Source organism: Pedobacter sp. GW821-FHT01D05, assembly GCF_059422505.1.
Genome location: NZ_JBWKXA010000001.1, coordinates 128,164 through 154,605, shown reverse-complemented (window position 1 = coordinate 154,605; position 26,442 = coordinate 128,164). Strand labels below are relative to the sequence as shown.

The 26,442-nt window shown below is 38.6% G+C and carries 23 protein-coding genes; 13 read left to right on the top strand and 10 right to left on the bottom strand.

What is annotated here, in order from left to right:
* Positions 1-22: 22 nt before the first annotated feature.
* Positions 23-1,045 carry a DNA polymerase III subunit delta gene (holA, locus tag AC07VK_RS00645; protein ID WP_108199923.1) on the bottom strand — a complete coding sequence of 341 codons (1,023 nt, stop codon included), beginning with the start codon at positions 1,043-1,045 and terminating at the stop codon, positions 23-25.
* A gap of 257 nt (positions 1,046-1,302) precedes the next feature.
* Here holA and AC07VK_RS00640 point away from each other — a divergent pair, with 257 nt between their 5' ends.
* Positions 1,303-1,761: a type I restriction enzyme HsdR N-terminal domain-containing protein gene (locus AC07VK_RS00640; protein ID WP_492957580.1), complete on the top strand. Its 459-nt coding sequence runs from the start codon at positions 1,303-1,305 to the stop codon at positions 1,759-1,761.
* 611 nt (positions 1,762-2,372) lie between these two features.
* Here the strand turns inward: AC07VK_RS00640 and AC07VK_RS00635 are convergent.
* The 4 genes from AC07VK_RS00635 to AC07VK_RS00620 all read right to left on the bottom strand — a co-directional run bounded on the left by AC07VK_RS00635 (position 2,373) and on the right by AC07VK_RS00620 (position 9,805).
* Positions 2,373-3,566 carry a Gfo/Idh/MocA family protein gene (locus AC07VK_RS00635; RefSeq protein WP_492957578.1) on the bottom strand — a complete coding sequence of 398 codons (1,194 nt, stop codon included), beginning with the start codon at positions 3,564-3,566 and terminating at the stop codon, positions 2,373-2,375.
* A gap of 319 nt (positions 3,567-3,885) precedes the next feature.
* Entirely contained in the window at positions 3,886-5,250 is a 1,365-nt protein-coding gene (locus tag AC07VK_RS00630) for a 3-keto-disaccharide hydrolase (RefSeq protein WP_492955748.1), read from the bottom strand.
* 92 nt (positions 5,251-5,342) lie between these two features.
* Positions 5,343-6,698: a Gfo/Idh/MocA family protein gene (locus AC07VK_RS00625; protein WP_492957576.1), complete on the bottom strand. Its 1,356-nt coding sequence runs from the start codon at positions 6,696-6,698 to the stop codon at positions 5,343-5,345.
* 440 nt (positions 6,699-7,138) lie between these two features.
* Complete coding sequence (locus tag AC07VK_RS00620; protein WP_492957574.1) at positions 7,139-9,805, bottom strand: valine--tRNA ligase; 2,667 nt, start codon at positions 9,803-9,805, stop codon at positions 7,139-7,141.
* A 363-nt stretch (positions 9,806-10,168) separates the two neighbouring features.
* Here AC07VK_RS00620 and AC07VK_RS00615 point away from each other — a divergent pair, with 363 nt between their 5' ends.
* Complete coding sequence (locus AC07VK_RS00615) at positions 10,169-10,570, top strand: DoxX family protein (protein WP_492957572.1); 402 nt, start codon at positions 10,169-10,171, stop codon at positions 10,568-10,570.
* 1 nt (position 10,571) lies between these two features.
* Here AC07VK_RS00615 and AC07VK_RS00610 read toward each other — a convergent pair whose 3' ends face one another.
* The gene (locus AC07VK_RS00610; protein ID WP_492957570.1) at positions 10,572-11,207 is read right to left on the bottom strand and encodes a Uma2 family endonuclease; all 636 of its coding nucleotides are present in this window, start codon (positions 11,205-11,207) and stop codon (positions 10,572-10,574) included.
* Between the two features lie 164 nt (positions 11,208-11,371).
* Complete coding sequence (locus AC07VK_RS00605; protein ID WP_492957568.1) at positions 11,372-13,354, bottom strand: heavy metal translocating P-type ATPase; 1,983 nt, start codon at positions 13,352-13,354, stop codon at positions 11,372-11,374.
* A 346-nt stretch (positions 13,355-13,700) separates the two neighbouring features.
* On the opposite strand from AC07VK_RS00605, the gene AC07VK_RS00600 reads away from it, so the two are divergent.
* Both AC07VK_RS00600 and AC07VK_RS00595 read left to right on the top strand, forming a co-directional pair.
* Entirely contained in the window at positions 13,701-15,734 is a 2,034-nt protein-coding gene (locus AC07VK_RS00600; RefSeq protein ID WP_492957566.1) for a M13 family metallopeptidase, read from the top strand.
* Positions 15,735-16,224: 490 nt separating this feature from the next.
* Positions 16,225-17,034, top strand: a complete 810-nt coding sequence (locus tag AC07VK_RS00595) for a DUF2625 domain-containing protein (RefSeq protein ID WP_492955741.1) — start codon at positions 16,225-16,227, stop codon at positions 17,032-17,034.
* A gap of 64 nt (positions 17,035-17,098) precedes the next feature.
* Here the strand turns inward: AC07VK_RS00595 and AC07VK_RS00590 are convergent, their stop codons facing one another.
* Complete coding sequence (locus AC07VK_RS00590; RefSeq protein WP_492957564.1) at positions 17,099-17,437, bottom strand: MmcQ/YjbR family DNA-binding protein; 339 nt, start codon at positions 17,435-17,437, stop codon at positions 17,099-17,101.
* A gap of 291 nt (positions 17,438-17,728) precedes the next feature.
* Between AC07VK_RS00590 and mnmC2 the strand changes: the two genes are divergently transcribed.
* The 6 genes from mnmC2 to mazG all read left to right on the top strand — a co-directional run bounded on the left by mnmC2 (position 17,729) and on the right by mazG (position 22,780).
* Positions 17,729-18,397 carry a tRNA (5-methylaminomethyl-2-thiouridine)(34)-methyltransferase MnmC2 gene (mnmC2, locus tag AC07VK_RS00585; RefSeq protein ID WP_492957562.1) on the top strand — a complete coding sequence of 223 codons (669 nt, stop codon included), beginning with the start codon at positions 17,729-17,731 and terminating at the stop codon, positions 18,395-18,397.
* 656 nt (positions 18,398-19,053) lie between these two features.
* Positions 19,054-20,001 carry an aldo/keto reductase gene (locus AC07VK_RS00580; protein WP_492957561.1) on the top strand — a complete coding sequence of 316 codons (948 nt, stop codon included), beginning with the start codon at positions 19,054-19,056 and terminating at the stop codon, positions 19,999-20,001.
* Between the two features lie 78 nt (positions 20,002-20,079).
* The gene (locus AC07VK_RS00575) at positions 20,080-21,189 is read left to right on the top strand and encodes an AI-2E family transporter (RefSeq protein WP_492957559.1); all 1,110 of its coding nucleotides are present in this window, start codon (positions 20,080-20,082) and stop codon (positions 21,187-21,189) included.
* A 1-nt stretch (position 21,190) separates the two neighbouring features.
* On the top strand, positions 21,191-21,487 hold the full coding sequence (locus tag AC07VK_RS00570) for a hypothetical protein (RefSeq protein ID WP_131532825.1): 297 nt from the start codon (positions 21,191-21,193) through the stop codon (positions 21,485-21,487).
* A 16-nt stretch (positions 21,488-21,503) separates the two neighbouring features.
* Positions 21,504-21,953 carry a DoxX family protein gene (locus AC07VK_RS00565; protein WP_492955735.1) on the top strand — a complete coding sequence of 150 codons (450 nt, stop codon included), beginning with the start codon at positions 21,504-21,506 and terminating at the stop codon, positions 21,951-21,953.
* Between the two features lie 20 nt (positions 21,954-21,973).
* On the top strand, positions 21,974-22,780 hold the full coding sequence (gene mazG, locus AC07VK_RS00560; RefSeq protein ID WP_492957557.1) for a nucleoside triphosphate pyrophosphohydrolase: 807 nt from the start codon (positions 21,974-21,976) through the stop codon (positions 22,778-22,780).
* Between the two features lie 81 nt (positions 22,781-22,861).
* Here mazG and AC07VK_RS00555 read toward each other — a convergent pair whose 3' ends face one another.
* Positions 22,862-23,245: a YchJ family protein gene (locus AC07VK_RS00555; protein ID WP_492957555.1), complete on the bottom strand. Its 384-nt coding sequence runs from the start codon at positions 23,243-23,245 to the stop codon at positions 22,862-22,864.
* Between the two features lie 74 nt (positions 23,246-23,319).
* Between AC07VK_RS00555 and AC07VK_RS00550 the strand changes: the two genes are divergently transcribed.
* From AC07VK_RS00550 to AC07VK_RS00540, 3 genes are read left to right on the top strand one after another with little or no spacing between them, the layout of a single operon-like run.
* Complete coding sequence (locus AC07VK_RS00550) at positions 23,320-24,120, top strand: tRNA pseudouridine synthase A (RefSeq protein WP_492957554.1); 801 nt, start codon at positions 23,320-23,322, stop codon at positions 24,118-24,120.
* 36 nt (positions 24,121-24,156) lie between these two features.
* Complete coding sequence (locus AC07VK_RS00545) at positions 24,157-24,603, top strand: hypothetical protein (RefSeq protein ID WP_492955731.1); 447 nt, start codon at positions 24,157-24,159, stop codon at positions 24,601-24,603.
* Positions 24,604-24,614: 11 nt separating this feature from the next.
* Positions 24,615-25,016, top strand: coding sequence for a hypothetical protein (locus AC07VK_RS00540; protein ID WP_492957552.1), 402 nt, complete (start codon positions 24,615-24,617; stop codon positions 25,014-25,016).
* Positions 25,017-25,072: 56 nt separating this feature from the next.
* On the opposite strand, the gene AC07VK_RS00535 is transcribed toward AC07VK_RS00540, so the two are convergent.
* A complete protein-coding gene (locus AC07VK_RS00535) occupies positions 25,073-26,293 on the bottom strand; it encodes an ABC transporter permease (protein ID WP_494939773.1) in 1,221 nt (406 codons plus the stop codon).
* Between the last annotated feature and the right edge of the window lie 149 nt (positions 26,294-26,442).

Sequence of the window (26,442 nt, the reverse complement as noted above, 5' to 3'; positions counted from 1 at the left end):
ACAGGCTTTTGCGAAAAAAAGGTTAGTGTACAATTTTGAAAACGAGCTCTTTTAACAGCTCTCCATCTTCAACATTTCCGGTGCTATCTAAACCCTTGCTTTTTAAATCGTATTCGCGGAGTAAACCAATCACCTGGAAAACTTTGCCTGTATTGTAATTTCTTGCAGCTACCTCATAATCTTTAATAAAGAATGGAGGCACACCCAAAGCCGATGCCGCATCGGCCTTATTTGGGATGTAATGGTATTTTAAAAGTTTAGTAAAGTAACCGCCTAAATTGGCCAAAACCATTACCGTTGGGTTGGCTTTAGGGTTGCTGGCGAAGTAATTGATAATTTTATTACATTTCAGCACATCGCGGATAGCCAGTGCCTTCTGCAGTTCGAAAACATTATATTCTTTACTAATGCCTATATTTTTCTGAACCAGGTCGGTATTAATGGTTGTTTCTTTTGGAACATTGAGCATTAACTTTTCGATCTCGTTGGCAATTTTAGAAAGGTCGGTTCCTAAATATTCGGCCATTAAAGCCGATGCCTGCTGATCAATCTTGTAACCTTTATCTTTAATAAATTCTTCAATCCAGGGCACCAGTTTATAATCGCGCACAGGATCTGACTGAAAAATCAACCCACTTTTATTAATGGCTTTGTAGATTTTTTTGCGCTTATCGAAATTGGCATATTTAAAAGCCAATACCAAAATGGTGCTGGGCAAGGGTTTTTCGAAATAATTGAGCACAAATTCGCCCTCTTTGCTGCTCGAATCTTCTTTGCCCCACTTTAAATCCTGTGCCTCTTTAACAATTACCACCTGATAATCAGACATCATCGGGTATCGCTTTGCTGCACCCAAAACGGTAGCCATATCAGTATCTTTTCCGTATAGAACCGTCTGATTGAAGCCCTTTTCGGCATCGTTCAACAGCTTATCTTCAATATAATCTGTTACTTGATCGATATAATAAGATTCTTCGCCATGCAATAAATACACAGGTTTGAATTTTCGGGCTTTGATATCTTTAATAATTTCGGCAGCAGTCATTGCCCGTAAAATTACGATTTAGCTTTAAGGATTTAGGCAAATGTTTATAATTTAAGAGAGGTGAGATATTAGAGGTGAGATTTGAGACCCTAGATTTGAGAGGTGAGATGATTGGAAATTTCCTTGCATCGCTTAGAATTAATTAACTTTGCCACAATGACAATTGATAGCCTGTTCCATTGTTAGCGGAGAACTTTCAACTGTTAACTGAAAACTGATTACTGCCAATTGCAAACTGATAACCGCCAACTGAGAAAATGTTTACTCCTACTCCACTTAACCTTCCTCCGTATCCGTTTAAAATTACCCAAAAAGATGATGTGGTTTTTATTTTCGATGAGTTGAGGAAAAAGCACCTCGTACTTACACCCGAGGAATGGGTACGTCAGCATTTTATACAAAACCTGGTTTTGGAAAAGAAATTCCCCCGCACACTGATCCAGATTGAAGGCGGTTTAGTGTTAAACCAATTACAAAAGCGGAGTGATATTTTAGTGTATAATACGGCCGGCGAAAAGCTGATGTTAATTGAGTGTAAGGCACCCAAGGTAAAGATTACGCAATCGGTTTTCGATCAGGCATCGCGGTACAATTCAATCCATCAAGCGAAATGGATTGTGTTAACCAATGGTTTGCAACATGTTTATGCGAAGATGGACGTTGAAAAAGGTAAGTTTAGCTTCGTACAGGAAATGCCAGAATATTTGGGGCTATAGCAAAATAATTTTGCTAGGTAAACACGGTTTTCTGTCGTCCTGATCCGATAGCTATCGGATGCAATGAAGGATCTTTATAGCATAATTCTTCTATTCATTTATCGGTTGGTGTCCCACCGACCGAAACTTAATCCGCATTCACAAAACTAAAGTAGAATAATAGTTCTTCTTGGTCGGTGGTACACCAATCAATAGAAAAAACCTGATTGACGCGAAAATCCTTTTTTGTCACCCTGAGCGGAGTCGAAGGGCAAAATAAAATGAAAGTAGAATAATATTCTTCTTGGTCGGTGAGACACCAGCCAATGGAAAAAAATCAACAGTAGCAGATCTCTCCATTACGCTGCGCTTCAGTCGAGATGACGATATTTAGAATGCTTTCAGAATGACTAAAGAGAATATGATCTAAACACGATATTCATTTATCGGTTGGTGCCCCACCGACCGAAACTTAATCCGCATTCACAAAACTAAAGTAGAATAATAGTTCTTCTTGGTCAGTGAGACACCAACCAATAGGAAAAAACAACAGTAGCAGATCTCTCCATTACGCTGCGCTTCAGTCGAGATGACGATATTTCGAATACATTTTTGTGAAGATGACAGATCACTTATACGCTATACTCAGATTTCCAAAACTGCTTATTACCACTGTAAATCGCCTCGTTACACATGGCCACACAGATAGCCGCTTGCGTTCCCGTATTGATATTTGATACAGGTTCTTTCCTGGTTGTTATCGATTTATAAAATTCATCTAAGGCATAATTTGTACCATCAATGGTGGCTTTATCCAAAATCGGGATTCCGCCATCTTTATTGACCACAATCTTTGTGGCCCCAGTTACGCCGTCAACAATGCCTAATTCTTTTTTAACACTTTCTTCAGGGTAAAACAAACCGGTATTGGTAAGCAAAGAAACCGAACCCTTAGTTCCTTTTATTTTAAACAGGTAACCATCATGTGCATTACCGCAAGTGGCTCCAAAATTGCCAATCATGCCTTTTTCGTTATAACGGAGAATGGCCTGAATATTATCGTAGGTTTCGCGTCCGTCTTTAAACACATCTATCCCTCCCGATCCCATAATTTCATCTGGCTGCGTTTCGAAAGCCCAATTGATAAAATCGATCTGGTGCGATAAAAGTTCGGCAGCTAAGCCACCAGAATATTCCTTGTACATCCGCCAGTTAATTTTGCGTTCTAAAGCTGGATCTGGCACTGCCCTACGCCAATTACCATTGCGGTCCCAACGGCAATCGATCTGGCTAACCTTGCCCAAATAACCACTTTGGATCATATCCTTCACCTTAAAATACAAAGGCGAATAACGATACTGATACCCCACCTGAAAAACCTGATTGGGATATTGTTTCACCAGTTTTTTAAGTTCGAGTGCCTGGGCAATATTGTAGGTCATGGTTTTTTCTACATACACATGTTTGCCAGCCAGTACCGCATCTTTGGCAATTCTGAAATGTTCATTTAAAGGTGTGGCAATAAAAACCGCGTCAATTGTTTTATCGTCTAAAACTTTGTGGTAATCTTTTACGGCCTTTGCATCCGCAGGAACATATTTTTCGGTTTCTTTAAACCTAAAATCGAGCAAATCGCAATAAGCCTTGATTTTATACTTTGCAGGCATTGATTTAATTACCGACAAAACACCTTTGCCACGATCGCCACAACCAATCATTGCCACATTAATAATTTCATCAGCCACTAAATTAGCAAAGCCCTGGTTACCCAAAAGTAAACCAGAGCCTAACAATGTGCTATGTTTTAAAAAAGATCGACGATACATGATATGTTAATATTTTATTCTTTTAAAATGATGATTTGGAGCGCCAGGATAATGCTGCAATTTAGTGGTAGTCCCGCCAATGCTGCAATCTTTTTGTTGCCGGTATCTACTACATTAACGAAAATGCACAAAAAGTATTTCCGCGTATGTCGGGGCTAATTAACATCATTTAGTGCCTATGGGTTTGTTTCCCGGCACAAACGCTAATGATAAACCCGATTGAGCTAAATAGCCCGCAGTGAGGTACGAACAAGGCTATAAGCGAAAGCGGGACTACCGGCCGCCATGTTAAATCAACGCTCATTTTCAAATCAAAAACTTATAAAGTCTTGATTTTAATGGTCCTGAAATCTACTTTATTGCCATGATCCTGCAACAAAATATGTCCTTTTGGTGCTTCACCAAAGTTTTTCCAATCTTTATACTTGCTGATGGCAACCAATTTTTTAAATTCTTCTGAACCGCGTGTATATTCTAAAACTTTTACGCCATTTAAATAATGCTCTACTTTGTTATTTGGGTACACCACCAAACGCCCGTTATTCCAACTACCAATAGGGCGCAGGTAACGGGCTTCTTTTTTCGAAGTCATTAAATCGTATAACGATGCCAAGGTGCGGTTTCCATCTCTGCCCAATTTTGCATCAGGATGTAATACATCATCTAAAACCTGATACTCGAGACCAATAGCAGAACCTGTATTTTTTTCGCTCAGGGTAACAAAATATTTTACACCACTGTTTGCACCAGGAGTAAGCTTAAACTCGAACGACAGATCAAAAGCAGCATATTCATCCTTGGTTACAATATCGCCGCCGTTGGTCGATTCTGCACCACCAGATGGCTCCACACTAATTACACCATCGGCAATTTTCCATCCTTTGGCAGGGAAAGTAGTTTTATAAGCACCAACCCAACCTGCATTGCTTTTACCATCGAACAAAAGTTTATAACCCTCTGACTTTTCGTAAGCAGATAAGGTATTCGGTGTTAAATTAACCGTATAAATTCCTTTTGGAAAGGCTTTGGCTTTTAACCCGGCTGTTTGAATGTTGATATTTTTGAAATAAACTTTCTTGCCATCATTATCGAGGTTATTGCCAATGCCGTGGACCTGTAAACCAATAAACCCTGATTTATCCAAGGTATCGATCACATAAGCAACAGGTGTTCCATTTACCCAGGTTTTGGTTTCGTTACCAATACATTCGATTTTGTAATGGTTAAACTCATTCTTTTTATACAATGGTTTTGCCGATGGGTTAAGCTCCAAAGGGTATAACCATAACCTTCTGGCTTCATCGTAAATCCCCCCGGTCCATGCCCTTGGCGTAGGGTCTATTTCTACCTGCCTACCAAAAACCAATCCTTTACCGTTATTTCCTTCTGGTTTAATATGGCTGCGTGTTTGTACGCCCGAGTTGGTGGTTTCTCCTTCGAGTTTTACATCCAGTTCTAAAATAAAATCGCCATATTCTTTTTCGGTGATTAAGAACGAATTTGGTGTGCCTTTGGTCATCGTTCCGATAATCATTCCATCTTCAACTTTGTATGGAGCGGCTCCTGCAACGGCTTTCCAACCTGTTAAGGTTTTACCATCAAATAATGGCCTTGCTTTTTGGGCAGCGGCTGATAAACTGATTAGCGAAAGGGCCAGAATACTATATTTTTTAAAATTTAACATGATTTGTTTTTTTGCTGTCATTGCGGGGAAGAATGACGAAGCAATCTTTCTTGAAGGTCCGATGGCTTTGCGCTCCCAATGACGATATTTTTTTAATATTTAAATACTTTTCCGTTTGCAATTACTTCTTGTCTGCCTTCATCGAAAATTGCTTTTGCACCTGTTCGTACCGCAGCATTGGTCATGATATTGGCAATAGAGTGCGAGTAACCCGCTTCAACAGGCGCATTTGGTGTTTTACGACTGCGTACACATTCCATCCAGTTACGCATATGGCCAGAGGTTAATGCATCGCCACCCATGTTGGCTCCTGTAGCCGTTTTAATTTCGGTTTTACTTAAATCAAACTCAGGTAAAAGATTGGCTTTTAAACCCATGGCTGCAGCCTCTTTTTCTTTTAAGCCTCCTTTTGGCGATACTTTATTGGTAATCAAATTCAGTTCACCACCGTTCGAATAGTAAACTTCGCCTACATCGCCCACACTATTCTGCATCCGTGAGGTAAAAGTAACCTGGAAACCGTCTGTTGTATCGGGCTGGCCATAATCGAATACAGCAACCATCGAATCCCAGTTTCTACGGCCATCTTTCCAGGTGTAAATGCCTCCGTTTGCCACTACACTCCGCGGATGTTTTAAATTGGTAAACCAGTGTACCGTATCGATCTGGTGCGACATCCATTGCCCTGGCATTCCCGACGAATAAGGCCAGAACAAGCGGTATTCTAAGTATTTTCTTGGGTCGAAAGCTTCAACCGGACGATTGAGCAAAAAACGTTTCCAATCGATATCTTCTTCTTTTAATTTGGCTACTAAATCTGGTCTGCGCCATCTGCCAGGCTGGTTTACATTCCATACTAAATCTACAGCAGTTATTGGCCCAAATTTTCCATCCTGAATAAATTTTGCTGCATTGGTATAATTCTCTCCACTCCTTCTTTGCGAACCAATCTGTACAATCTGTTTGCTTGCTTTAACGGCCTTAAATGCCGCTTTGGCGTCGTCCATGGTTTCGGCAAAGGGTTTTTCCACATAAGCATCACAGCTGGCTTTTACGGCCTCGATGGTGTGAAGCGCATGCTGAAAATCGGCGGTACTGATAATTACGGCATCAAGATCTTTTGTGGCATAAAGTTCATCGTTGTTACGGCAGGCTTTAATATCGTGACCAAATTTTGCTTTTAAATGGGCAATTCCTAAATCTCTCCGGTAGTTCCATAAATCAGAAAGACCTACAATGTCGAAGTTTAATTCCTTGTTGTGGTTCAGGAAACAAGGCAAAAGGGTTTCTTTAAAACGATCAGAAAACCCAACAACACCAACGCGTACCCTATCATTTGCACCGATGATGCGTCCATAACTTTTGGCACTCATGCCCATTGTACCCGCGTAGGTTGCAGCAGCAAATATTGCTGATTGTTTAATAAATTTTCTTCTGGAATTTTCCATTTGGGATATTAGGTTAGATTATCTCTTAGTTTGCTAATCTGACAAACCATTTAAATAAAACCTAAAATATGGTTAATAAAAACAAACCTTAAATATTCGCAAGTAATATTTTTGAAACCTTATATTAAAATAACGGCTTACAATCGCATTAACCTTAAATAAACAGCCAAAAAGCCAATATTTAAGGCAATAGCCTATTTTTATCAATATGTAGGAAAACGTTTGAAATAATCTATTTCTATTGAGATAGTTCTAATTAACTATAAGTAAAAAAGCCTTTCAGAAAATAATCTGAAAGGCTTTTTAGGGAGAGTCGTCACCCTGAATTCATTTCAGGGTCTAGAATATAATAGCAGGAAAGATGCTGAAATTAATTTACTGCGTAGCTTTACGCTGCGCTACAGGTCAGCATGACGATCGCAACGGCTGTTAAGTTATTATTATCCTAAAACCGCTAAACTTTCTTCAATAATTTTGATTTTAGCTTCAGCATCAGCCTTTTTATTACGCTCGTTTGCAATAATTTCTGGCTTTGCATTCTGTACAAAACGTTCGTTGCTCAATTTAGCATCAACCGACTTTAAAAAGCCCTGTAAATACACTAAATCGGCATTTAAACGCTCACGTTCTGCTTCCACATCAATATTTTCGGTCAGCGGGATGAAAAATTCATCTTTGCCCGCCATAAAAGCAGTTGCACCAACAATTTTGTCGTTTACAATTTCAGCTTCTGATACATTGGCCAATTTGAAAACAATGTTCAACCATTTTTCATAATCAAGATCAGAATTTATTTTGATACTTAAAGGCAACGCTTCTTTAGGAGAAATCTGCTTCTGATTCCTTACATTCCTAATTTCGGCTACCACGGTTTTAATTACCTCCGCATCTTTCAATAATTGCTCATCAAAAGCGCCACCTTTCGGGAATTCGGCAACAATACAACAGTCCATTTCTCCGCGCTCGCCAAATAGATCATCATGCCACAGCTCTTCAGTTAAGAAAGGCATGTTTGGGTGCAATAATTTGATAATATTTTCAAAGAAACCGACTGTAGCTTTAAAACTCTCCGCATCAATCGGTTGCTGATAAGCAGGTTTAACCATTTCTAAATACCAGGCACAGAAATCATCCCAAACCAGTTTGTAGGTAATCATTAATGCTTCTGATAGGCGGTATTGCTTAAAGTTGGCTTCAATTTCTACCAAAGCTTCGTTAAAGCGGTTTTCGAACCAAGATATGGCCTGGGTATTCGGGTTCGCCAGGTTTTCGTCAACTTCCCATCCTTTTACCAAACGGAAAGCATTCCAGATTTTGCTGGCGAAATTACGCCCCTGTTCACAGTAGCTTTCATCGAACATTAAATCGTTTCCGGCAGGTGATGACATTAACATACCCACACGAACGGCGTCGGCACCATATTTTTCGATCAATCCAATCGGATCAGGTGAATTACCCAACGATTTAGACATTTTACGGCCTAATTTATCGCGTACAATACCTGTTAAGTATACATTCGTAAATGGCTTTTTACCCATAAACTCATGTCCGGCCATAATCATACGGGCCACCCAGAAGAATAAAATTTCAGGTGCGGTAACCAGATCGTTGGTTGGATAATAATAATTAATGTCTTTATTTTCAGGGTTTTTAAAACCATCGAAAACCGAAATCGGCCATAACCATGACGAAAACCAGGTATCCATCACGTCTTCATCCTGCCTCAAAAATGGCTCTAACTGATGCTTGAATCCAGCTTTTTCCGTTTCTGAGCAGCTTTCGTCCAAATGTTTTTTCTTCCAGAATTCTTCTAATGCTTCATCTTTAGTTTTGGCAACCACCCAATTTCCTTTATCATCGTACCAGGCCGGGATCCGCTGTCCCCACCACAACTGGCGACTAATGTTCCAATCGCGAACATTCTCCATCCAATGGCGGTAAGTATTCTCAAATTTATTTGGAATCAGGTTTACCTCACCATTCAATACATCATCCAAAGCTGGCTGCGCCATTTCTTTCATCTTCACAAACCACTGCATGGAAAGTTTTGGTTCGATAGCGGCATCTGTACGTTCAGAAAAACCAACCTGCGATTTATAATCTTCAACTTTATCTAAATGACCAGCTTCCTCCAGCATTTTAGCAATTTTTTTACGGGCAACAAACCTGTCTTCGCCCACTAAAATAACCGCCAGTTCGTTTAAGGTTCCGTCATCGTTTAAGATATCGGTAACCGGTAAATTATGTTTTACGCCCAGTTCATAATCGTTTAAATCGTGTGCCGGTGTAACTTTTAAACAGCCTGTACCAAACTCAATATCAACATATTCATCCTCAATAACCGGAATTTCGTGGTTAACCAAAGGCACGAACACTTTTTTGCCTTTTAAGTGCATAAAACGTTCATCATTCGGGTTGATACAGATGGCCGCATCAGCCATAATTGTTTCCGGGCGCGTTGTAGCTATCGTTAAAAACTGGTCTTCCGTTCCCGAAATCAGGTATTTAATGTAATATAATTTTTGGTTTACTTCCTTACGGATTACCTCTTCATCAGAAACGGCAGTTTTACCTGCCGGATCCCAGTTTACCATACGGATACCGCGGTAAATCCACCCTTTTTTGTATAAGTGAATAAACGAATCGATCACTGCTTCAGAAAGATCTTCTTCCATCGTGAAACGCGTACGGTCCCAATCGCAACTTGCACCCAGTTTCTTTAACTGTTCTAAAATAATACCTCCGTACTTCTCTTTCCACTCCCAAGCATATTTCATAAACTGCTCCCGCGAAAGATCTTTTTTGTTAATCCCCTGGTCCTTCAACATCGCCACAACCTTTGCTTCGGTAGCAATAGAGGCATGATCAGTTCCAGGCACCCAACATGCATTTTTACCCTGCATACGGGCTTTACGGATCAATACATCCTGAATGGTATTGTTAAGCATATGCCCCATGTGCAGCACACCGGTAACATTTGGCGGTGGAATGACGATGGTGTAAGGCTCGCGTTCATCGGGTTCGGAGTGAAAAAATTTCTTCGATAGCCAATAGCTATACCATTTATCTTCTGTTTCTGCAGGATTGTACTTGGTGGATATGCTCATGAATGATATTAAAAGTCCAAAAATAGCTATTTAAGCTGAAAGACCAAAGCAGAGTAGGCTGAAAGACTCAAGCAAAATCAAGGCCTTTTAATATTTTCTGCGCTTATGCGTTATTTATTTTAGAAAGCAGGTGCAGCATTCCATTTTAAAGTGAATCCTGCTTTTCGTTACAAGTCCGCTCCCGATGAAACCTGTGCAACAAGCAAGCATACCATAAACAAAATTATGAATGCTTAAATCGGAATGGGGGGCTTTACAAGCAATCAGGTTTAAAAACATAGGCTTGTGCCACCAAAATTATATGCTAAATACATACGCTTCAATAGATAATTGTATTTTAGGATAGAAAACATTTAAACGACCATGAATACTAAAAACGCTAAAATTGCTTATGCCATATTACGTGTATCAATAGTCATCATTTTATTATCACACAGTGTGTTGGGCATGTTTGATGGCGGAATTAATGATTTTGGCAATCTCTATTTGAATAAAATTGGATTTGCACCTTATGGGATAGCAATTGCCTGGCTAATTAAACTTTCGCATGTTGTTTGCGCCATACTTTTAGTTATGAACAAATATATCCGGCTGGCGTGTTTTGCAACCATTTTTATATTGATTATGGGCATTATCATGGTGCATTTTAAAGAGGGTTGGTTTGTTGTGGGTGGAGGAAGAAATGGTGTAGAGTACAATTTTGTACTGATATGTGTGCTTATTGCAATTGTATTTTTTAATACTCCTGATCAAATAAAGGAGTAGGCTAACCGATATCCTCAAAAACATCATCCAAAATCAATTCAAAACCTGGTAATACCGATGAAGTGATTTTTTCACTGTGGGTAAATATTTTAGATGGCTGGAATTTGCCCAAATCATTAAGGGTGTAAATGAGGATGCTCTGATCGCTTTGGCTAACCACCCAATATTCTTTGACACCAAATTCTTCGTAAACCTTATACTTATTGAGCAGCTCCATTTTGGTATTGCCGGGAGACAAAACCTCTACAACAAGATCGGGTGCGCCAATACAACCGCGGGCATCTAGTTTACTTTTATCACAGATTACGCAAATATCGGGTTGTAGTACTGTATATACATCTTTATCAGCTTTACTTTCTTTTGGAAAGCGGACATCAAACGGAGCAGAATAAACTTTGCAGGGTTTATCTTTTAGAAAAACGCCTAAATTTAAGAAGATACTGCCAGCAACTTCCTGATGTACTCTTGAAGGCGCAGGACTCATTTTAAAGATCTTACCTTTAATCAGTTCTACTCTTTCAGGAAAAAGCCAGTTTAAATAATTAGAATAGCTGTAAGTTAATGATGCATCAAGTTCTTCGAATTTCCTAACAGGCTCATCATCGTTTAAAACCGGGTATGGAACAGGCTTAGACATAAACGAATATACTAATTTTTATAGTAATCCACCTTCCTACTTTTCAACATATCTTACTTACCATTAATGAGTTAATAGAGATAAAGACTGTTACACCATAATCTTTTTAATGCCCTTAACTTCTTAATGGTAAACGATTATAGACTCCACATACAAATTACCTATTAAAACTTCATTTTCTGTATTCTCACCGCATTTAAAATGGCCAAAAGTGCAACACCAACATCAGCAAAAACGGCTTCCCACATGGTTGCAATACCGCCCGCACCTAAAATCAAAACCAGTGCTTTTACCGCGAATGCCAATACGATATTCTGGATCACAACCTTTTTTGTTGCCTTACCGATTTTAACCGCAGTTGCAATTTTAGAGGGTTGATCGGTTTGGATAACCACATCGGCCGTTTCAATAGCAGCATCGCTTCCCATTGCCCCCATGGCAATACCAATATCACTAATGGCCAATACAGGCGTATCATTTATCCCATCGCCAACAAAAGCCACTACTTTACTTTTGTCGCTTTTAATTTCTTCCAGTCTGGCTACTTTATCTTCCGGTAATAAATCGCCAAAATAAGTATCAATACCTAAACCTGTTGCTACTTTTTTAACAATTGAAGTTTTATCACCGCTCAGCATCACTACCTGTTTTATTCCGTTTTCGTGGAGCTGTTTAATGGCTTCTGCGGCGTCTTCTTTTATTTCATCGGCAATTAAAACATATCCTACATATTTTTCGTCAACCGCAACAACCACAATACTTTCTTCAATAGCTGTAATCTTGGCATCAAAGGCAATATTAAATTTCGCTAACAGCTTCGTGTTCCCTGCCAAAACCGCTTTGCCATTTACCGATCCCTTTAGGCCCATTCCAGCAATTTCCTCAATATTTTCGGCAGGATGAATTTCTTTCACTCCTGCGTATTCTACAATAGCCTTAGCAATTGGATGGGTTGATTTCGCTTCAACGGCAGTTAATAAATTCAAAAACGTTGCTTCATCGATACTGCTTTCTACTTGCTGAACCTTAAAAACACCTTTTGTTAAGGTTCCCGTTTTATCCATTACAACGGTATTCAGCCTCGTAATTAAGTCAAGAAAATTAGAGCCTTTAAAAAGAATTCCATTTGCCGATGCTGCACCAATGCCACCAAAATAACCCAATGGGATGGAAATGACCAGCGCACAGGGGCAAGATATTACCAGGAAGACCAGTGAACGGTACAACCAGGTTTGGAAATGGTATTCGCTCCCTAAAACCAAAATTGGGATAGTAACCAGTGCAAGGGCCAAAAAGAAAACAATTGGTGTATATATTTTAGCAAACTTGCGGATAAAAAGTTCGGTTTTAGCTTTACGCGTAGTAGCGTTCTGAACCATTTCCAAAATGCGCGACAATGCACTATCGGCAAAAGCCTTAGTTACTTTTACTTCAACTACCTTATCCAGGTTAAGCATCCCCGCTAAAATTGATTCACCTTTATTAATTGTACGCGGTTTACTTTCGCCTGTTAAAGCAGCAGTATTAAAACTGCTTTTATCACTGATCAGTTCCCCATCTAGGGGGATTTTCTCTCCAGCTTTTACTTGTATGGTTTCGCCAATTTCTACCTTTTCAGGATTAACATCTTCGTATTTTCCATTGCGGAATACATGTGCTACATCTGCACGGACATCGAGCAATGCTTTAATATTTCTTTTGGCACGGTTTACCGCAGCCATTTGAAACAACTCGCCGATGGTATAAAAAAGCATTACCGTTACACCTTCGGGATATTCACCAATGGCAAAAGCACCGATTGTAGCGATAGACATTAAAGAGAATTCGGTAAAGAAATCTTTGGCTTTAAAAGTTTCCCAAACCTCACGTAAAACCGGAATGCCCACAGGCAAATAAGCCACGATATACCAATAAGGCCGGATAATCTGAAATGCAGGAACCGTAAATAGATTATCAAACACAATTCCGATCAGCAGCATAACCAATGTTACAATGGCTGGCAGATAAGTTTGAAAGGCCGACGGATCTCCACCATGATCGTGGTCGTGTTCGTCGCCTTCTTCGTGCGCATGATCGTGGTTATGTTTTGGAGCGGAATGCACTTTACTGCTGCAACAGCTATCTTCTTTATCGTGTGAGTGGCTCATTATATCTATTGTATGCTAAACATCTTTTTATTTATTATCGATAAAACCTCGCAGGTTTAGATAACCGTTTTCAAATTTATGGAAAATAAAATGCTTTATCCCGAATCGTTCTTAATAGCAATAATTTTTACAAGGACACAATAAATTTTGTTAAAAAATGTTAATAGTGTATAAAAGATTTAAAATCATGAAATCTATTAAAATTTCTTTTTCAGCGTCCGAACTTATCAGACGGCTTGGTTTAGCAAAAATTTACTACTGGTTTAACAAGTAATATTCTTAATATATAACACCAGTATTAATTAGTATTTCATAAATTTCGCATAATTACTAACTTATTAAGCGAATGAAATACCAAAATTTGAAAAGATGTTTTGCGGCGCTAGGTATAGTCGCTGCAGGCTTTTCTGCAAATGCACAAACTAAAAAATTTATCGACCCTGCTAACATGGATCTTTCCGTTAAGCCAGGCGACGATTTCTACACCTACGCAAGTGGTACGTGGGTGAAAAATAATCCAGTTCCTGCTAAAGAAACACGTTGGGGTTCATTTAACGAACTTCGCGATTTCAACATCAATGCAGTAAAGTCTTTAGTTGAAGATGCAGCTGCTGATAAATCTGCTCCTGCAGGCTCGGTGAAACGCAGAGTTGGCGATTTTTATACGGCTGCAATGGATAGTGCAACCATAGAAAAGCTAGGTTACACACCAATAAAAGCCGATTTAGAGAAAATTAAGCAGATTAAAAACATTCAGGGCGTGCTAGATCAGGTTGCTTATATGCGAACCAATGGTTTAGGCGGTGGAATGTTTGGCTTGGGCGTTGGCCAAGACCGCAAGAATGTAAACAAATACATGGTGAATATTGGCCAGGGCGGCACAACACTTCCCGATCGCGATTATTATCTGAAAGATGATACCCGTAGTGTTAAAATCCGCGAGGCTTATAACAACTATATGGTTACGCTATTTACCTTAACAGGAAGTACGCCTGAAGAAGCAAAACAAAAAGCAGCAACTGTTTTTAATATTGAAAAGCAATTTGCTGAAGCACAGATGAGCCGTTTAGAAATGCGTGATCCTTACGCCACCTACAATAAGCTTACTGTTGCAGAACTGAACAAAAAAACTCCAGACATTAACTGGACAACCTATTTACCTAAGTTCAAAATCAAAAATCAAGATACTGTTCTGGTTTCTTCGCCTAAATTTATGGCAAGCCTGGATGGAATGTTGAAATCGGTTCCTGTTACCGATTGGCAAACTTATTTGGAGTGGAACATCTTAAAAGGCTCAGCATCGAGCTTAAGTTCTCCTTTTGTTAAGGCAAGTTTCGCTTTTACACAGGCACAAACTGGTCAGAAAGTACAAACACCACGCTGGCAACGCATGTCATCTTTAACCGATGGCACTATTGGCGAATTATTGGGCCAGCTTTATGTAGCCAAATATTTTAAACCAGAAGCTAAAGAACGCATGAACCAGATGATTGTGAACTTGCGTAAAGCTTTCGAAATCAGAATCAATGGTTTGGAGTGGATGAGCCCTGAAACCAAACAAAAAGCATTAGCTAAATTAAATGCATTTACACCAAAGGTGGGTTATCCGGAAAAATGGAAAAACTACGATGGTTTGGTGATTAATAAAGACACCTACTTCCAAAACTTACGCAATGCAAGTGTTTGGGGCTATAAAGAAATGGTTGATCAGTTAGGTAAACCGGTCGATCGCAAACGTTTTGGTATGACACCTCCAACCGTTAATGCTTATTACAGCCCTACCCTGAACGAAATTGTTTTCCCTGCAGGTATTTTACAGTTTCCTTTCTTCGATCCAAATGCTGATGATGCCGTTAACTACGGTGGTATTGGTGCGGTAATTGGTCACGAAATGAGCCATGGTTTTGATGACAGCGGAAGTCAGTACGATGCTGCCGGTAATTTAAAAAACTGGTGGACGGCTGAAGATAAAGCCAAATTTGATGCTAAAACAAAAGCTTTGGGCGAGCAGTTTGATGGTTATACCGTATTGGATACGGTTCATGTAATCGGTAAATTGACTATGGGCGAAAACATTGGCGATTTAGGGGGCTTAAATGCGGCTTATACTGCTTTTAAAATGACTAAACAAGGTCAGGGCAACGAGAAAATTGACGGTTTTACGCCAGATCAGCGTTTCTTCCTGGCCTGGGCGCAGGTATGGAGAGGTAATATTTTACCAGAAAGTGCCGCTCAGTTAATTAAAACCGATCCACATTCTCCAGGCCCATACCGTACTATTGGTGCACCTGTAAATATGGATGCATGGTACAATGCTTTTGATGTTAAACCTGGCGATAAATTATATAAAAAACCAGAAGACAGGATTAGAATGTGGTAGATTGAGGCAGAAGTTAAAAGGTGAAGGCTTTAAGGCTTTTCCATTCGATAGCTTAAAATCAATTATTTATCATCCCTATATTACAAGCGCCCCGATTAAATCGGGGCGTTTTGTTTTATTAGCGTGGGGCAGAGGTTACCATCTGGCACTGGCTGAAATTATCAATTCAATTCATCGAATTAATCAATTCTTTTTAGATGTTGAATAAATCAATCGGATGGTAACATCCGACTGCACAATTAATTATACAAAAAGACAGAATTAGAATGCACTAGGTTGAGGTTGAAGGTTAGGCGTGGTGTTAGATGTTACCATCTGACACTAGCTGAAATTATCAATTCAATTCATCGAATTAATCAGTTCTTTTTAGATATTGAATAAATCAGTCGGATGGTAACATCCGACTGCACGATTAATCAAAAATTATCCCACTCCTTTCAGCAATTACTAATTATCATTCTATCTTTGGAAAAACATAAGCCCCTTTTTCATGAAAAGTGCATTCAAAACCCTCTTTTTCCTTGGTTTAACTTTATTCTCTTCAGAGATTTTCGCCCAAGACAATAAAGATAATAAATTAATAAGCCTTGAGGCGTTAATAAATAAAACCGATCCGGCTTGGCCATTGGTAAAAAAGTGGATCGATTCTGCCAAAAATAAGGTGGAGATTCTGCCAGTTGATTCTGCAAAAGCAAAAGAAGTTTTATATAATGCGCAAATGACGACCTATGCTACACTAGGCTCGGTAATTTACAATACCGGGGGCATTATGGTTGATAATGGATGGATTAGAATTTTAGGTTCGGGCAGCGAAAGATTGAGCCGGAATGTTGCCGAATGGAACAAAGGAAAAACCATAAAAGAATATGGCGATAACATCCCATACCTGTTAATTGCCGATGATGCTGTGGGTGGTTTCTTTGCTATTAATTACGGCGGCTTGGGTAAAGACATTAAAAACGTGTATTACCTGGAGCCTAACAGCCTAACCTGGCAGCCACTTGGTGCTGGCTACGGTGAGTTTCTTGTTTTTTGTTTTGATAGTGATCTTTCTAAATTTTATAAAGGTTTACGTTGGAGCAGCTGGAACCAGTTTATTGCAAATCTAGATGGCACCAAAACTTATAGCTTTCGCCCTTATTTATGGGAAGAAGGAACCGACATCGATAAATGTACACGGAAACTTGTTGGGATTGAAGAAATGTACCGTTTTAATATCATGAAATCGAAAGAACTGAATGCGGATAAAGGCATAAAAAAAGATGATACGAAAAAGGAGGAAACCAAAAACGAACAATAAGTTCCCGTAGAAAGAAACTTGTATAAGAATTGTATTGAAGTTATTTAGTGCCTCTGCGCCAGATTTAAGCGTACCTTGCCTGTGTTTTCTTAGGTAATTTAGCTAAAACCATAGCTCTTGAATCGGCCACTCTTTTTTTCAGTTCTGTTTCATTAAACACCTCCAGGTTATCAACACGTATCCACTGTCGTTTAGCCATATGGTGAGCCTGTTGTATGCCATCTCTAGCCGTTAATGCATCAAACTCTTCGGGATCACACTTTATAGAAAAACTGTTATCTTCATCAATAGCGATAATGAAATACATTTTTTCTTCAATCATGAAGCATAAATGCCCCCATTTCATTCCTTCGGTTGTACCATGTAAATTCAAACAATATTCTCTGAAAGATTCGATATCCATTTTTAGGGTTTAGGGTAAGATCAAAGCTAAGAACAAAAGATTAAAGCTGAAAGGACAAAGAGAGAGAATTCAGAGGGCGGGATTCCGAAGACTAAAGCTAAAAGACTAAGGACTAAAGCGGGTTAACTTTCCTCCTCCTATCTCTGGATAGTTTATCCCTAAATCCAGCAATCGTTTAAATGCTGCATTCATATCTACACCATGATCCTGAAATCCAAAAATCATATTAATCCTATATCTATATTTGCATCATTATCTTGAAAAAAACCAAGATCCTTTAAATCCTAGCTCATGAATATTATAACGCCCACTGCCGATGGTTCGAATACACTTTACAATGAAACTATAGGCGAACATTACCACAGTAAACATGGCGCATTACAGGAAAGCAAACACGTATTTATTGATGCTGGACTAAAATTCGTGTCCACTAATTTAACTGAAATTTCCGTTTTGGAAGTTGGTTTTGGCACCGGACTGAATTTTATTTTAAGTTTCGAATATTGTGCGGCAAATAATATTAAACTTAACTATACCAGTATCGAAGCCTTTCCACTTACTACAGCAGTAATTGAGCAAACCGGTTATGCAGCATATGTTCCTGAAGCAATATGGACGGATTTTATTTCAAATTACCCTGATGCATTAAAAACACCTCAAAAATTAAATTCGCTCTGCACCCTGGAAATTCCACATACTACATTGGCCGCATACCAGAGCGACCAAAAATTTGATGTGATTTATTACGATGCCTTTTCTGTGCAGCACCAGCCAGAAATGTGGAGCGATGAAATTATTGCACATGCCTGCAGTTTCTTAAAACCAGGTGGAACTTTTGTTACTTACGCCATAACCGGAAAATTGAAAAGAGCCGTTAAAGCCTGCGGATTTACCATCGAAAAATTACCTGGTGCTCCCGGAAAAAGAGAAATGCTTAGGGCAACCAGGGCTGAAGTTTAAAGGTTTAATCATAATAGAATTTACGACAGAAAATTGCTTCTGTACACCCTCATCCAGCCTCTCTTCCGATAACTATCGGACGAAGATTTGTTAAATCAGTTTTTTCGGAAAGCAGATGCAGAAGCTTTTAGCTTACTGCAGCCCCGCTCCCGCTTCTGCCGATGAAATAAATCGGCATCTCGCTTCGATCGGGTTTAGGAGGCTGAAAAAGTACTACTATCTGTGCTAAAATAAACCCGACCGACAGCGTTATCCCGATTGATGATGATTGTATCTAACACTTTATCTATCGGGATTAAGCAAAGGGCGGGACGGGTTTAACCAAAGCACTACAGGCCTTGCTTTCCAAAAAAAGATTTTGGTAATTTTGAAACATGATGCATGCTGAACTAAATTTACTCCGTAGCTTTCCGCTGCGCTACAGGTCAGCATGACGACTGATTACAGGTATTGCTTTTCTAAAAAAAGTAATAGGCTTTGTGATACAAGATTGCTTAGGCTCGCGCTTGCCCAGCTTCGCATCCGATAATTCTCGGATGACGATTTGATTAATTTTTTGCTTCCAAAAATTATTCTCCTCTTATTTTAATATAATTTAGTCCCACGCGAAAACCGCTTGCATTAGGATTTGTTAGTATACTATTAACATTCATACCATGGAAAAAAGAATTTTAGGAAAAACCGATTTAAATATTGCACCTATTGTATTTGGAGGAAACGTTTTTGGCTGGACAATTGATGAACAAAAGTCGTTTGAAATATTAAACCAGTTTGTAGAAAATGGATTTAACTTTATCGATACTGCCAATGTATATTCGCGTTGGGCACCCGGAAATAAAGGTGGCGAATCGGAAACGATTATTGGTAAATGGCTTAAGCAACATAACAAGCGCCACGATATTATTATCGCTACCAAGGTAGGGGCTGATATGGGGCAGGGCAAATCGTTAAAGAGCGATTATATCATAAACGAAGTAGAACACTCTTTATCACGCCTTCAAACAGATTATATCGACCTCTATTTCTCTCATTACGACGACGAGCACACTCCCGTTGAAGAAACTTTAAGTGCTTACGAAACTTTAATTAAAGCAGGCAAAGTACGTTGGATCGGCGCATCAAACTTTTCTGCTGAGCGGTTAAAAGAATCTTTGATTTATGCTACTGAACACGACCTGCCCCGTTACGAAGTTTACCAGCCTGGATACAACCTCTACGATAGAGAAAACTTTGAGCAGGAGCACGAAAAAATCTGCCTAGATTATGGCTTGGGCGTAGTAAGCTATTATTCGTTGGCCAGCGGATTTTTAACAGGAAAATACCGCAGCGAAGATGACTTAAATAAAAGCCAGCGTGGTGGTGGCGTTAAAAAATTTCTGAACGAACGTGGCTTTAAAATTTTAGCTGCATTGGATGAGGTTGCAGAAAAACACCATGTTGAGCCAGCTTCGGTAGCCCTTGCCTGGTTAATTTATCATCCATCAATTACGGCACCGATTGCAAGCGTTACCGATTTAAGCCAGTTAAAATCTTTTACAGATGCAGCGAATTTGAAATTATCTCCAGATGATATTTCACTTTTAGACAAAGCAAGTATCTATTAAAAATAATCTCTTATATTTAAATGCCCGATTGGTGAAACAATTAATCGGGCATTTTGTATTAAACAGGATTTAAATCATATGAAAGACAAATTATCGTTCCTACCTAAGCTTGCCCTGGTTCTTTTCTGTTTAATAAGCTTAACCTACATCGCTATTTTAGGGCAATCGCTGTTGGCACCCCTGCTTTTCTCTTTTTTAATGGCAATTTTATTGTTGCCTGTGGGCAATTTTTTGGAGCAGAGATTTAAGTTTAAAAGAAGCTTATCTACTCTTGTTTCAGTTGTGCTCATGATTGCTGTAATTGGCGGCATTATATACTTCTTTGGCAATCAGTTGAGCGATTTATGGGCCGATTGGCCATTGTTAAAAGAAAAAGCTAATGTTTCGTACCATGAACTGCAGAAATGGATTTCGCACACTTTTGGCGTAAATTCTCAGAAACAACTCGATTATTTAAATGATAGCACCGAAAAAGCTTTGGCTACCAGTGCTGCTATTGTTGCTACCACCCTGGCCACACTATCTTCTACCCTATTATTTTTGGGTTTCACGCTTTTGTTTACCTTCTTCATTTTAAATTACCGCCGTATTTTATTCACTTTCTTAACCGCTGTTTTTAAAGAAGAACACAAAGAAAAAGTTTCAGAAATTGTTAGTCAGATTCAGTTTATCATTAAAAAATACATCATCGGTTTGTTTCTACAGATGCTTATTGTTACGGTATTAATGATTACCGTACTAAGTTTATTAGGGGTTAAATACGCCGTACTGTTAGGCTTGGTGGCAGGCATTTTTAACGTGGTTCCTTATTTAGGGATATTTTTTGCTTTACTGGTAAGCTGTTTAATCACCTTTGCAACAGCTGGTGCAGGTAAAGTGCTTCTGGTTTTGATTGCCTTTGTCGGCGTACATGCAATAGATGGAAATGTACTAATGCCGCTGGTAGTGGGCTCGAAAGTAAAAATTAATGCGCTCTTCGCCTTTATTGGTATTGTAGTTGGCGAAATGATCTGGGGGATATCGGGCATGTTTTTATGTATACCTTATCTGGCCATGCTAAAGATTATCTTCGACAGAGTGGATAATTTAAAGCCATGGGGCATTTTAATGGGCGAAGAGCATAAGCCCGACAAAAAGAAACGTGTTTACCGGATTACGAAAAAGATTAAATTAGAAGAAAAAGATTAATATGGCCGAGAACAGATCGCCTCATATTTTAAGCACTTCTGCCAATCTGTTGGGCATCTGCTTTATTGTGCTTACTTCTTTAAAAAAACTCGCACTTACCGATGGTTCCTTAATTGATGAGTTTGCTGTGGCTGCCGTCATGTTTTTTATGACCAGCTGTATCCTATCTTTTATCTCGATGAGAAGACAAAAAACTGCAAGCCAGCGACTAGAAAAAGTTGCCGACTTTGTATTTTTATCCGGATTATTGGTATTGTTTGTTGCTACAATTTTAATTGCGTTTAATTTAATAAAATAGATTAAATATACCGTTCATGAAACCCTTATTCGTATTAATCATTGTTTATGTTGCGCTATTGGCTTTTGGCGGTCATACTACTTTTGACAAGGGAAATATTTTTGCAGGCAATATTGCAATGGCTGTGATGTTACTTTTTACCGCTATCGGGCATTTTAAGTTTAAAACGAGTATGGCTGCTATGGTCCCCTTATTTATTCCTAAAAAGGTAGAAATTGTGCTTTTAACCGGTGTTCTGGAAATCTTATTTGCCCTTGGCCTGGCGATTGAAAGCACCAGATATTTTACCGGGATAACCCTAATTATTTTTTACATTGCTATTTTACCTGCCAATATTTATGCTGCCAAACACCGCATCAATTATGAAGATTTGTATAAGCCAGGGCCGGGACCAAAATATTTATGGTTCAGAATACCTTTTCAGCTTTTCTTAATCGCTTGGGTTTGGTACTTTAGCGTTCGATAAATATAGCTTAACCATAAAACATGCCGAACAATCCAATTCCTGCCAGTGCCAATAATCCAGCTGATGCCTTTACACGATTACTCACCGTTTTAGATACACTGCGTACACAATGCCCATGGGATAAAAAACAGACTATGGAAACATTGCGCCATTTAACGATAGAGGAAACTTATGAGTTGAGCGATGCTATTTTAGAGGGCGATTTAGACGAAATTAAAAAGGAACTTGGCGATGTGATGATGCATCTGGTTTTTTATTCGAGAATTGCCTCCGAAACCAATGATTTTAACATTACAGATGTTTTAAACGGGGTTTGCGATAAACTGGTAAACCGACATCCACATATTTATGGCGATGTTGAAGTGCAGAACGAAGAAGATGTTAAACGCAATTGGGAGCAGATTAAACTTAAAGAAGGCAACAAATCGGTATTGGCCGGTGTTCCATCTTCATTACCGGCGCTGATTAAAGCTGCCCGCATTCAGGAAAAAGCCCGCGGCGTAGGTTTCGATTGGGAAGATAAAAATCAGGTCTGGGAAAAAGTAGAAGAAGAACTACAGGAGTTTAAAACCGAATTTAACGTTGCCGATAATATAGCTATCGATATTGAAAAAGCAGAATCAGAATTTGGCGATGTACTTTTCTCCCTCATCAATTATGCACGTTTCATTAACATCAATCCTGAAAATGCATTGGAAAAAACCAATAAAAAATTCATCAAACGTTTCCAGTACCTCGAAACCAAAGCAAAAGAAAACGGGAAAGTCCTGGCTGATATGACGCTTGCAGAGATGGATGTATATTGGAATGAAGCAAAGAAATTATAGCCAAAAGGAGTGAAATCGCAAAATTCACATTAATTCTGCGAATGGAATCGCAAATTTTATATGAATTTTGCGATTTCAGCCTTATTCATAAAATTCCCCATCCACATAATACCATTTCCCATCTGCTAACCTGAAATTAGATTTTTCATGCAATACTTCAGTCTGAAATTTCTTATTGAGGTAATAGGCCTTAAATTCCACAATATCAAAATCCGAAAAAACAATTTCGAGTTTTAGCCATCTGGTATTTTTCGCACTATTTAAATATGCGCTTTTCGAATGATTCTTTCTTTTACTGATGTGTGTGGTTTCATAAAGATAATCTGCATCAGCAACTACAAAAGCCGAATATCTGGAACGCATTAGGGCTTCTGCCGTTGGTGCCGCTTTCACTTTTAAATGATAAGGCTGGCAACACTGGTTAAAGGCAGTTCCGCTTCCGCAAGGACAGTTTGTTAAATCCATGATTAAAATTTACCGCACAAAAATATGATTTAATATTCCTGCTGCTAAAATTTCCGTAAAATTGCAGCTGAAAAATGAGGTATTTCTTTCACATTGCCTATCAAGGCCAATACTTTAGTGGGTGGCAAAAACAACCTGGGGTAAAAAGCGTTCAGGAAGTTATTGAACAAACGCTATCGAAAATTTTAAAATCGCCGACTGCTATTAATGGCTGCGGGCGGACTGATGCGCATGTGCATGCCAGTCAGTTCTTTTTTCATGCCGATATCGAAAAAGAGATTGATTTCGATCTGCTTTATATCCTGAACAAGGCTTTACCTTATAATATCGCGGTATTCGACATTATTAAAATGGAGGGGAAACCGCATGCCCGGTTTGATGCTGTACAACGAAAATACGATTATTTTATCCATACCTATAAAGATCCTTTTTTAAGCACCCAAAGTTCCTTTTATCAATTAAACAATCTCGATTTTGATAAAATGAAAGCCGTTGTAAAATTATTACCCCAATACAAAGATTACAGGGCTTTTTGTACACATCCTGATAAATATGAGCATACCATCTGCAATGTAATGGAAGCTGATTTATTTGCAAATCCAAAAGGCGACAGGCTGAGGTTTCATATTGCCAGCAACCGCTTTTTGGGCAAAATGATCCGCATTATTATGGGTAAAATTCTCATGGTTGGCAAAGGAGAGCTTAGCTTTGACGAATTTGAAAGCGAATTGATTACCCGGCAATCCTCAAAACTATCATTGCCCGCTCATCCTACAGGCTTATACCTTTCGAAAGTCACTTATCCTTATCTAAACCTCGAGCCAAGAACTGAATTTATCCATAATACACAAGGTGTAGAATGGATTTCAATTTAAATGTAGCGTTTTCATTTTGAACTCCGTTTTAGGGGTATGAAAGTTCAAATCTGTATTTTTCTTTTTGCCCTGATCTTATCTTTAGGCTGTAAAAAATCTACAAACGTAGATGTTTTATTGGATGGCAATTATACAGGTGTGTTGGTAATTACCAATAGTGTTAAGTCTGTGCCGGTAACCCGACCAATTTCAATTTCTTTACAGGGTGGGAAATTCAACATTACTCCTAGTGCTGATGCTAACCTGAAACCATCGGGAGGTAAGGGAACCTATAACTTTAAGAATGGGATCGGATATTTTACCGATGAGGGCGTTTGGACAGCAGATTTTGATTGGAATATGATTTTAAACGGCGAATACGATATTAGAAGCAGCGGAGTAGATTTAACCCTTAGAAAAAGATTCAGTGCAAAAACAGATTTTTCTCCGGCTACCTCCTATGCTACCGTAGATTATGAATACATTTTAAAAAGAAGTAATTAATCCATATCTAAATGAAAAATTTAATATTCTTCTTTATTGTCTTATCTATTTTTGTTTTTGGATGTGAGAAGAAATCTGAAACAAAAACGACGAATTACGATTTTGAAATCAATACTTCAAAATCAATCGGTGCATCTACATTAATATTAAAATCGATTAGCGATAGCCGTTGCCCAATAAATGCTGATTGCATTGGCGCTGGGGGAGCAACAGCATACTTCAAGTTAACAGCCAATAATATTGATCAGGAAATTATCTTATGCAAAGGAGATTGCGGCACACTAACAAGTGTAGCAAACATTAAAATTAACGGCATAGATTATTCACTCAAATTGATTGACATTACACCATACCCTCAGCTTCAGAAAAGTGATCGTACACAAACTGTAAAAGTTGAGTTGACAAGAGCTTAAGTTTAGGTTTGCTTGGGCATCGGAAAATGATCTGTCCGGTGACCCAAGTTTTTTCCTTATTTAAATCGGATTGCTTTAAGCGGAGAAACCTTACTGATCAATAGCGAAGGGATAATCAAAACCGTTAAACATACCACTACTGTAACGATATTAAGCAGCAGCACATCGATAAAGTGAAATTCTATTGGTGCATAAGCCAAAAAGTAAGAGGCCTGGTTAAGTTTGAAAATGTGAGTGGCCTGCTGTAAAAAACCAAGTCCTAAGCCCAGAATATTTCCTAGTAATAAGCCAATGCCGATTAAATAAGCTGCGTTGTAAAGGAAAATTTTCATAATACTCCAGTTACTGGCCCCAAAAGATTTTAGCATTCCAATCATATTTGTTTTCTCTAAAATCATAATCAGCAATGCGGTAACCATGTTAATTACACCTACAATTAACATCAGGATTAAAAGTACATTGGTGTTTACATCAAGAAGACCTAACCAGGTAAATATATTAGGAAAATTTTCTTCGATAGAATACGAGCGCAAATTGCGTGGAAGCTTTTCATAGATATTACTGGCTATAGGCTTAAGTCTGTTAAAATCATTGATCCTGATTTCTATACCACCAATTTCGTTGGCCTCCCAGTTATTCAGGCGTTTAATAATATTCAGGTTACCCAGTACAAAACCCTTATCAATATCTTCTACACCAATATCGTAAATGCCTACAATTTTAAATTTACGCGGCCGCAACTGGTTTTGAACAAAATACATGATAAAATCATCACCGGTTTTGAGTTTTAAACGATTAGCTGTATAATTCGAAATGAGCAGTTCTTGCATGGCAGCGGTACTGTCAGAAAAATCGATAATGGTTCCGCTGATGATATGCTGCTTAATGTAATCCCACTTATAGTTTTTATCTATCCCTTTAAAATTAATGCCTTCAATTTCATTATTGGCCGAAAGGATGGCAGGTTTTGTAGCAAAAGGATAATAATATTCAATATTGGGATCGTTTTTGAGCATTTTTTTGGTTTCTCCATCAAGTACGAAGGGAGAATGCTCAAAAGAATTATTCAGATCGTAACGGGTAATCTGCACATCGCCCAAATAGCCCCTTACTTTATCCTGAATTTCAGTTTTAAAACCTTTAATAATGGCTATAGAGAGAATCATAACAGCCAAACTCAACATCACACCTGCTATTGCAATGCGGACGATAAGTTTTGAAAAAGTACGCTCAGATTTAATGGCTATCCGCCCGGCTATGAAATATTCGAAATTCAATTTAATCAATTTGTATTAACAAAAATGCTCAATTCCTTTTTAAAAATGGCATTTTCGAAAATAAATAACCAACTTTAAACATCAATCATTAAGTTGTAACAAGAAAATACCAATAGCATAATCGAAATATATTGTAAATTGTTTTGTTA

What these genes read in the sequence shown, in the direction of transcription:
- AC07VK_RS00630 (WP_492955748.1), bottom strand. Translation starts at nt 5,250, where the DNA reads ATGTTAAATTTTAAAAAATATAGTATTCTGGCCCTTTCGCTAATCAGT.
- AC07VK_RS00565 (WP_492955735.1), top strand. Translation starts at nt 21,504, where the DNA reads ATGAAACCCTTATTCGTATTAATCATTGTTTATGTTGCGCTATTGGCT.
- AC07VK_RS00635 (WP_492957578.1), bottom strand. Translation starts at nt 3,566, where the DNA reads ATGTATCGTCGATCTTTTTTAAAACATAGCACATTGTTAGGCTCTGGT.
- AC07VK_RS00640 (WP_492957580.1), top strand. Translation starts at nt 1,303, where the DNA reads ATGTTTACTCCTACTCCACTTAACCTTCCTCCGTATCCGTTTAAAATT.
- AC07VK_RS00570 (WP_131532825.1), top strand. Translation starts at nt 21,191, where the DNA reads ATGGCCGAGAACAGATCGCCTCATATTTTAAGCACTTCTGCCAATCTG.
- AC07VK_RS00545 (WP_492955731.1), top strand. Translation starts at nt 24,157, where the DNA reads ATGAAAGTTCAAATCTGTATTTTTCTTTTTGCCCTGATCTTATCTTTA.
- AC07VK_RS00625 (WP_492957576.1), bottom strand. Translation starts at nt 6,698, where the DNA reads ATGGAAAATTCCAGAAGAAAATTTATTAAACAATCAGCAATATTTGCT.
- AC07VK_RS00555 (WP_492957555.1), bottom strand. Translation starts at nt 23,245, where the DNA reads ATGGATTTAACAAACTGTCCTTGCGGAAGCGGAACTGCCTTTAACCAG.
- AC07VK_RS00595 (WP_492955741.1), top strand. Translation starts at nt 16,225, where the DNA reads ATGAAAAGTGCATTCAAAACCCTCTTTTTCCTTGGTTTAACTTTATTC.
- AC07VK_RS00615 (WP_492957572.1), top strand. Translation starts at nt 10,169, where the DNA reads ATGAATACTAAAAACGCTAAAATTGCTTATGCCATATTACGTGTATCA.
- holA (WP_108199923.1), bottom strand. Translation starts at nt 1,045, where the DNA reads ATGACTGCTGCCGAAATTATTAAAGATATCAAAGCCCGAAAATTCAAA.
- AC07VK_RS00540 (WP_492957552.1), top strand. Translation starts at nt 24,615, where the DNA reads ATGAAAAATTTAATATTCTTCTTTATTGTCTTATCTATTTTTGTTTTT.
- AC07VK_RS00605 (WP_492957568.1), bottom strand. Translation starts at nt 13,354, where the DNA reads ATGAGCCACTCACACGATAAAGAAGATAGCTGTTGCAGCAGTAAAGTG.
- AC07VK_RS00590 (WP_492957564.1), bottom strand. Translation starts at nt 17,437, where the DNA reads ATGGATATCGAATCTTTCAGAGAATATTGTTTGAATTTACATGGTACA.
- AC07VK_RS00575 (WP_492957559.1), top strand. Translation starts at nt 20,080, where the DNA reads ATGAAAGACAAATTATCGTTCCTACCTAAGCTTGCCCTGGTTCTTTTC.
- mazG (WP_492957557.1), top strand. Translation starts at nt 21,974, where the DNA reads ATGCCGAACAATCCAATTCCTGCCAGTGCCAATAATCCAGCTGATGCC.
- AC07VK_RS00600 (WP_492957566.1), top strand. Translation starts at nt 13,701, where the DNA reads ATGAAATACCAAAATTTGAAAAGATGTTTTGCGGCGCTAGGTATAGTC.
- AC07VK_RS00610 (WP_492957570.1), bottom strand. Translation starts at nt 11,207, where the DNA reads ATGTCTAAGCCTGTTCCATACCCGGTTTTAAACGATGATGAGCCTGTT.
- AC07VK_RS00580 (WP_492957561.1), top strand. Translation starts at nt 19,054, where the DNA reads ATGGAAAAAAGAATTTTAGGAAAAACCGATTTAAATATTGCACCTATT.
- mnmC2 (WP_492957562.1), top strand. Translation starts at nt 17,729, where the DNA reads ATGAATATTATAACGCCCACTGCCGATGGTTCGAATACACTTTACAAT.
- AC07VK_RS00620 (WP_492957574.1), bottom strand. Translation starts at nt 9,805, where the DNA reads ATGAGCATATCCACCAAGTACAATCCTGCAGAAACAGAAGATAAATGG.
- AC07VK_RS00550 (WP_492957554.1), top strand. Translation starts at nt 23,320, where the DNA reads ATGAGGTATTTCTTTCACATTGCCTATCAAGGCCAATACTTTAGTGGG.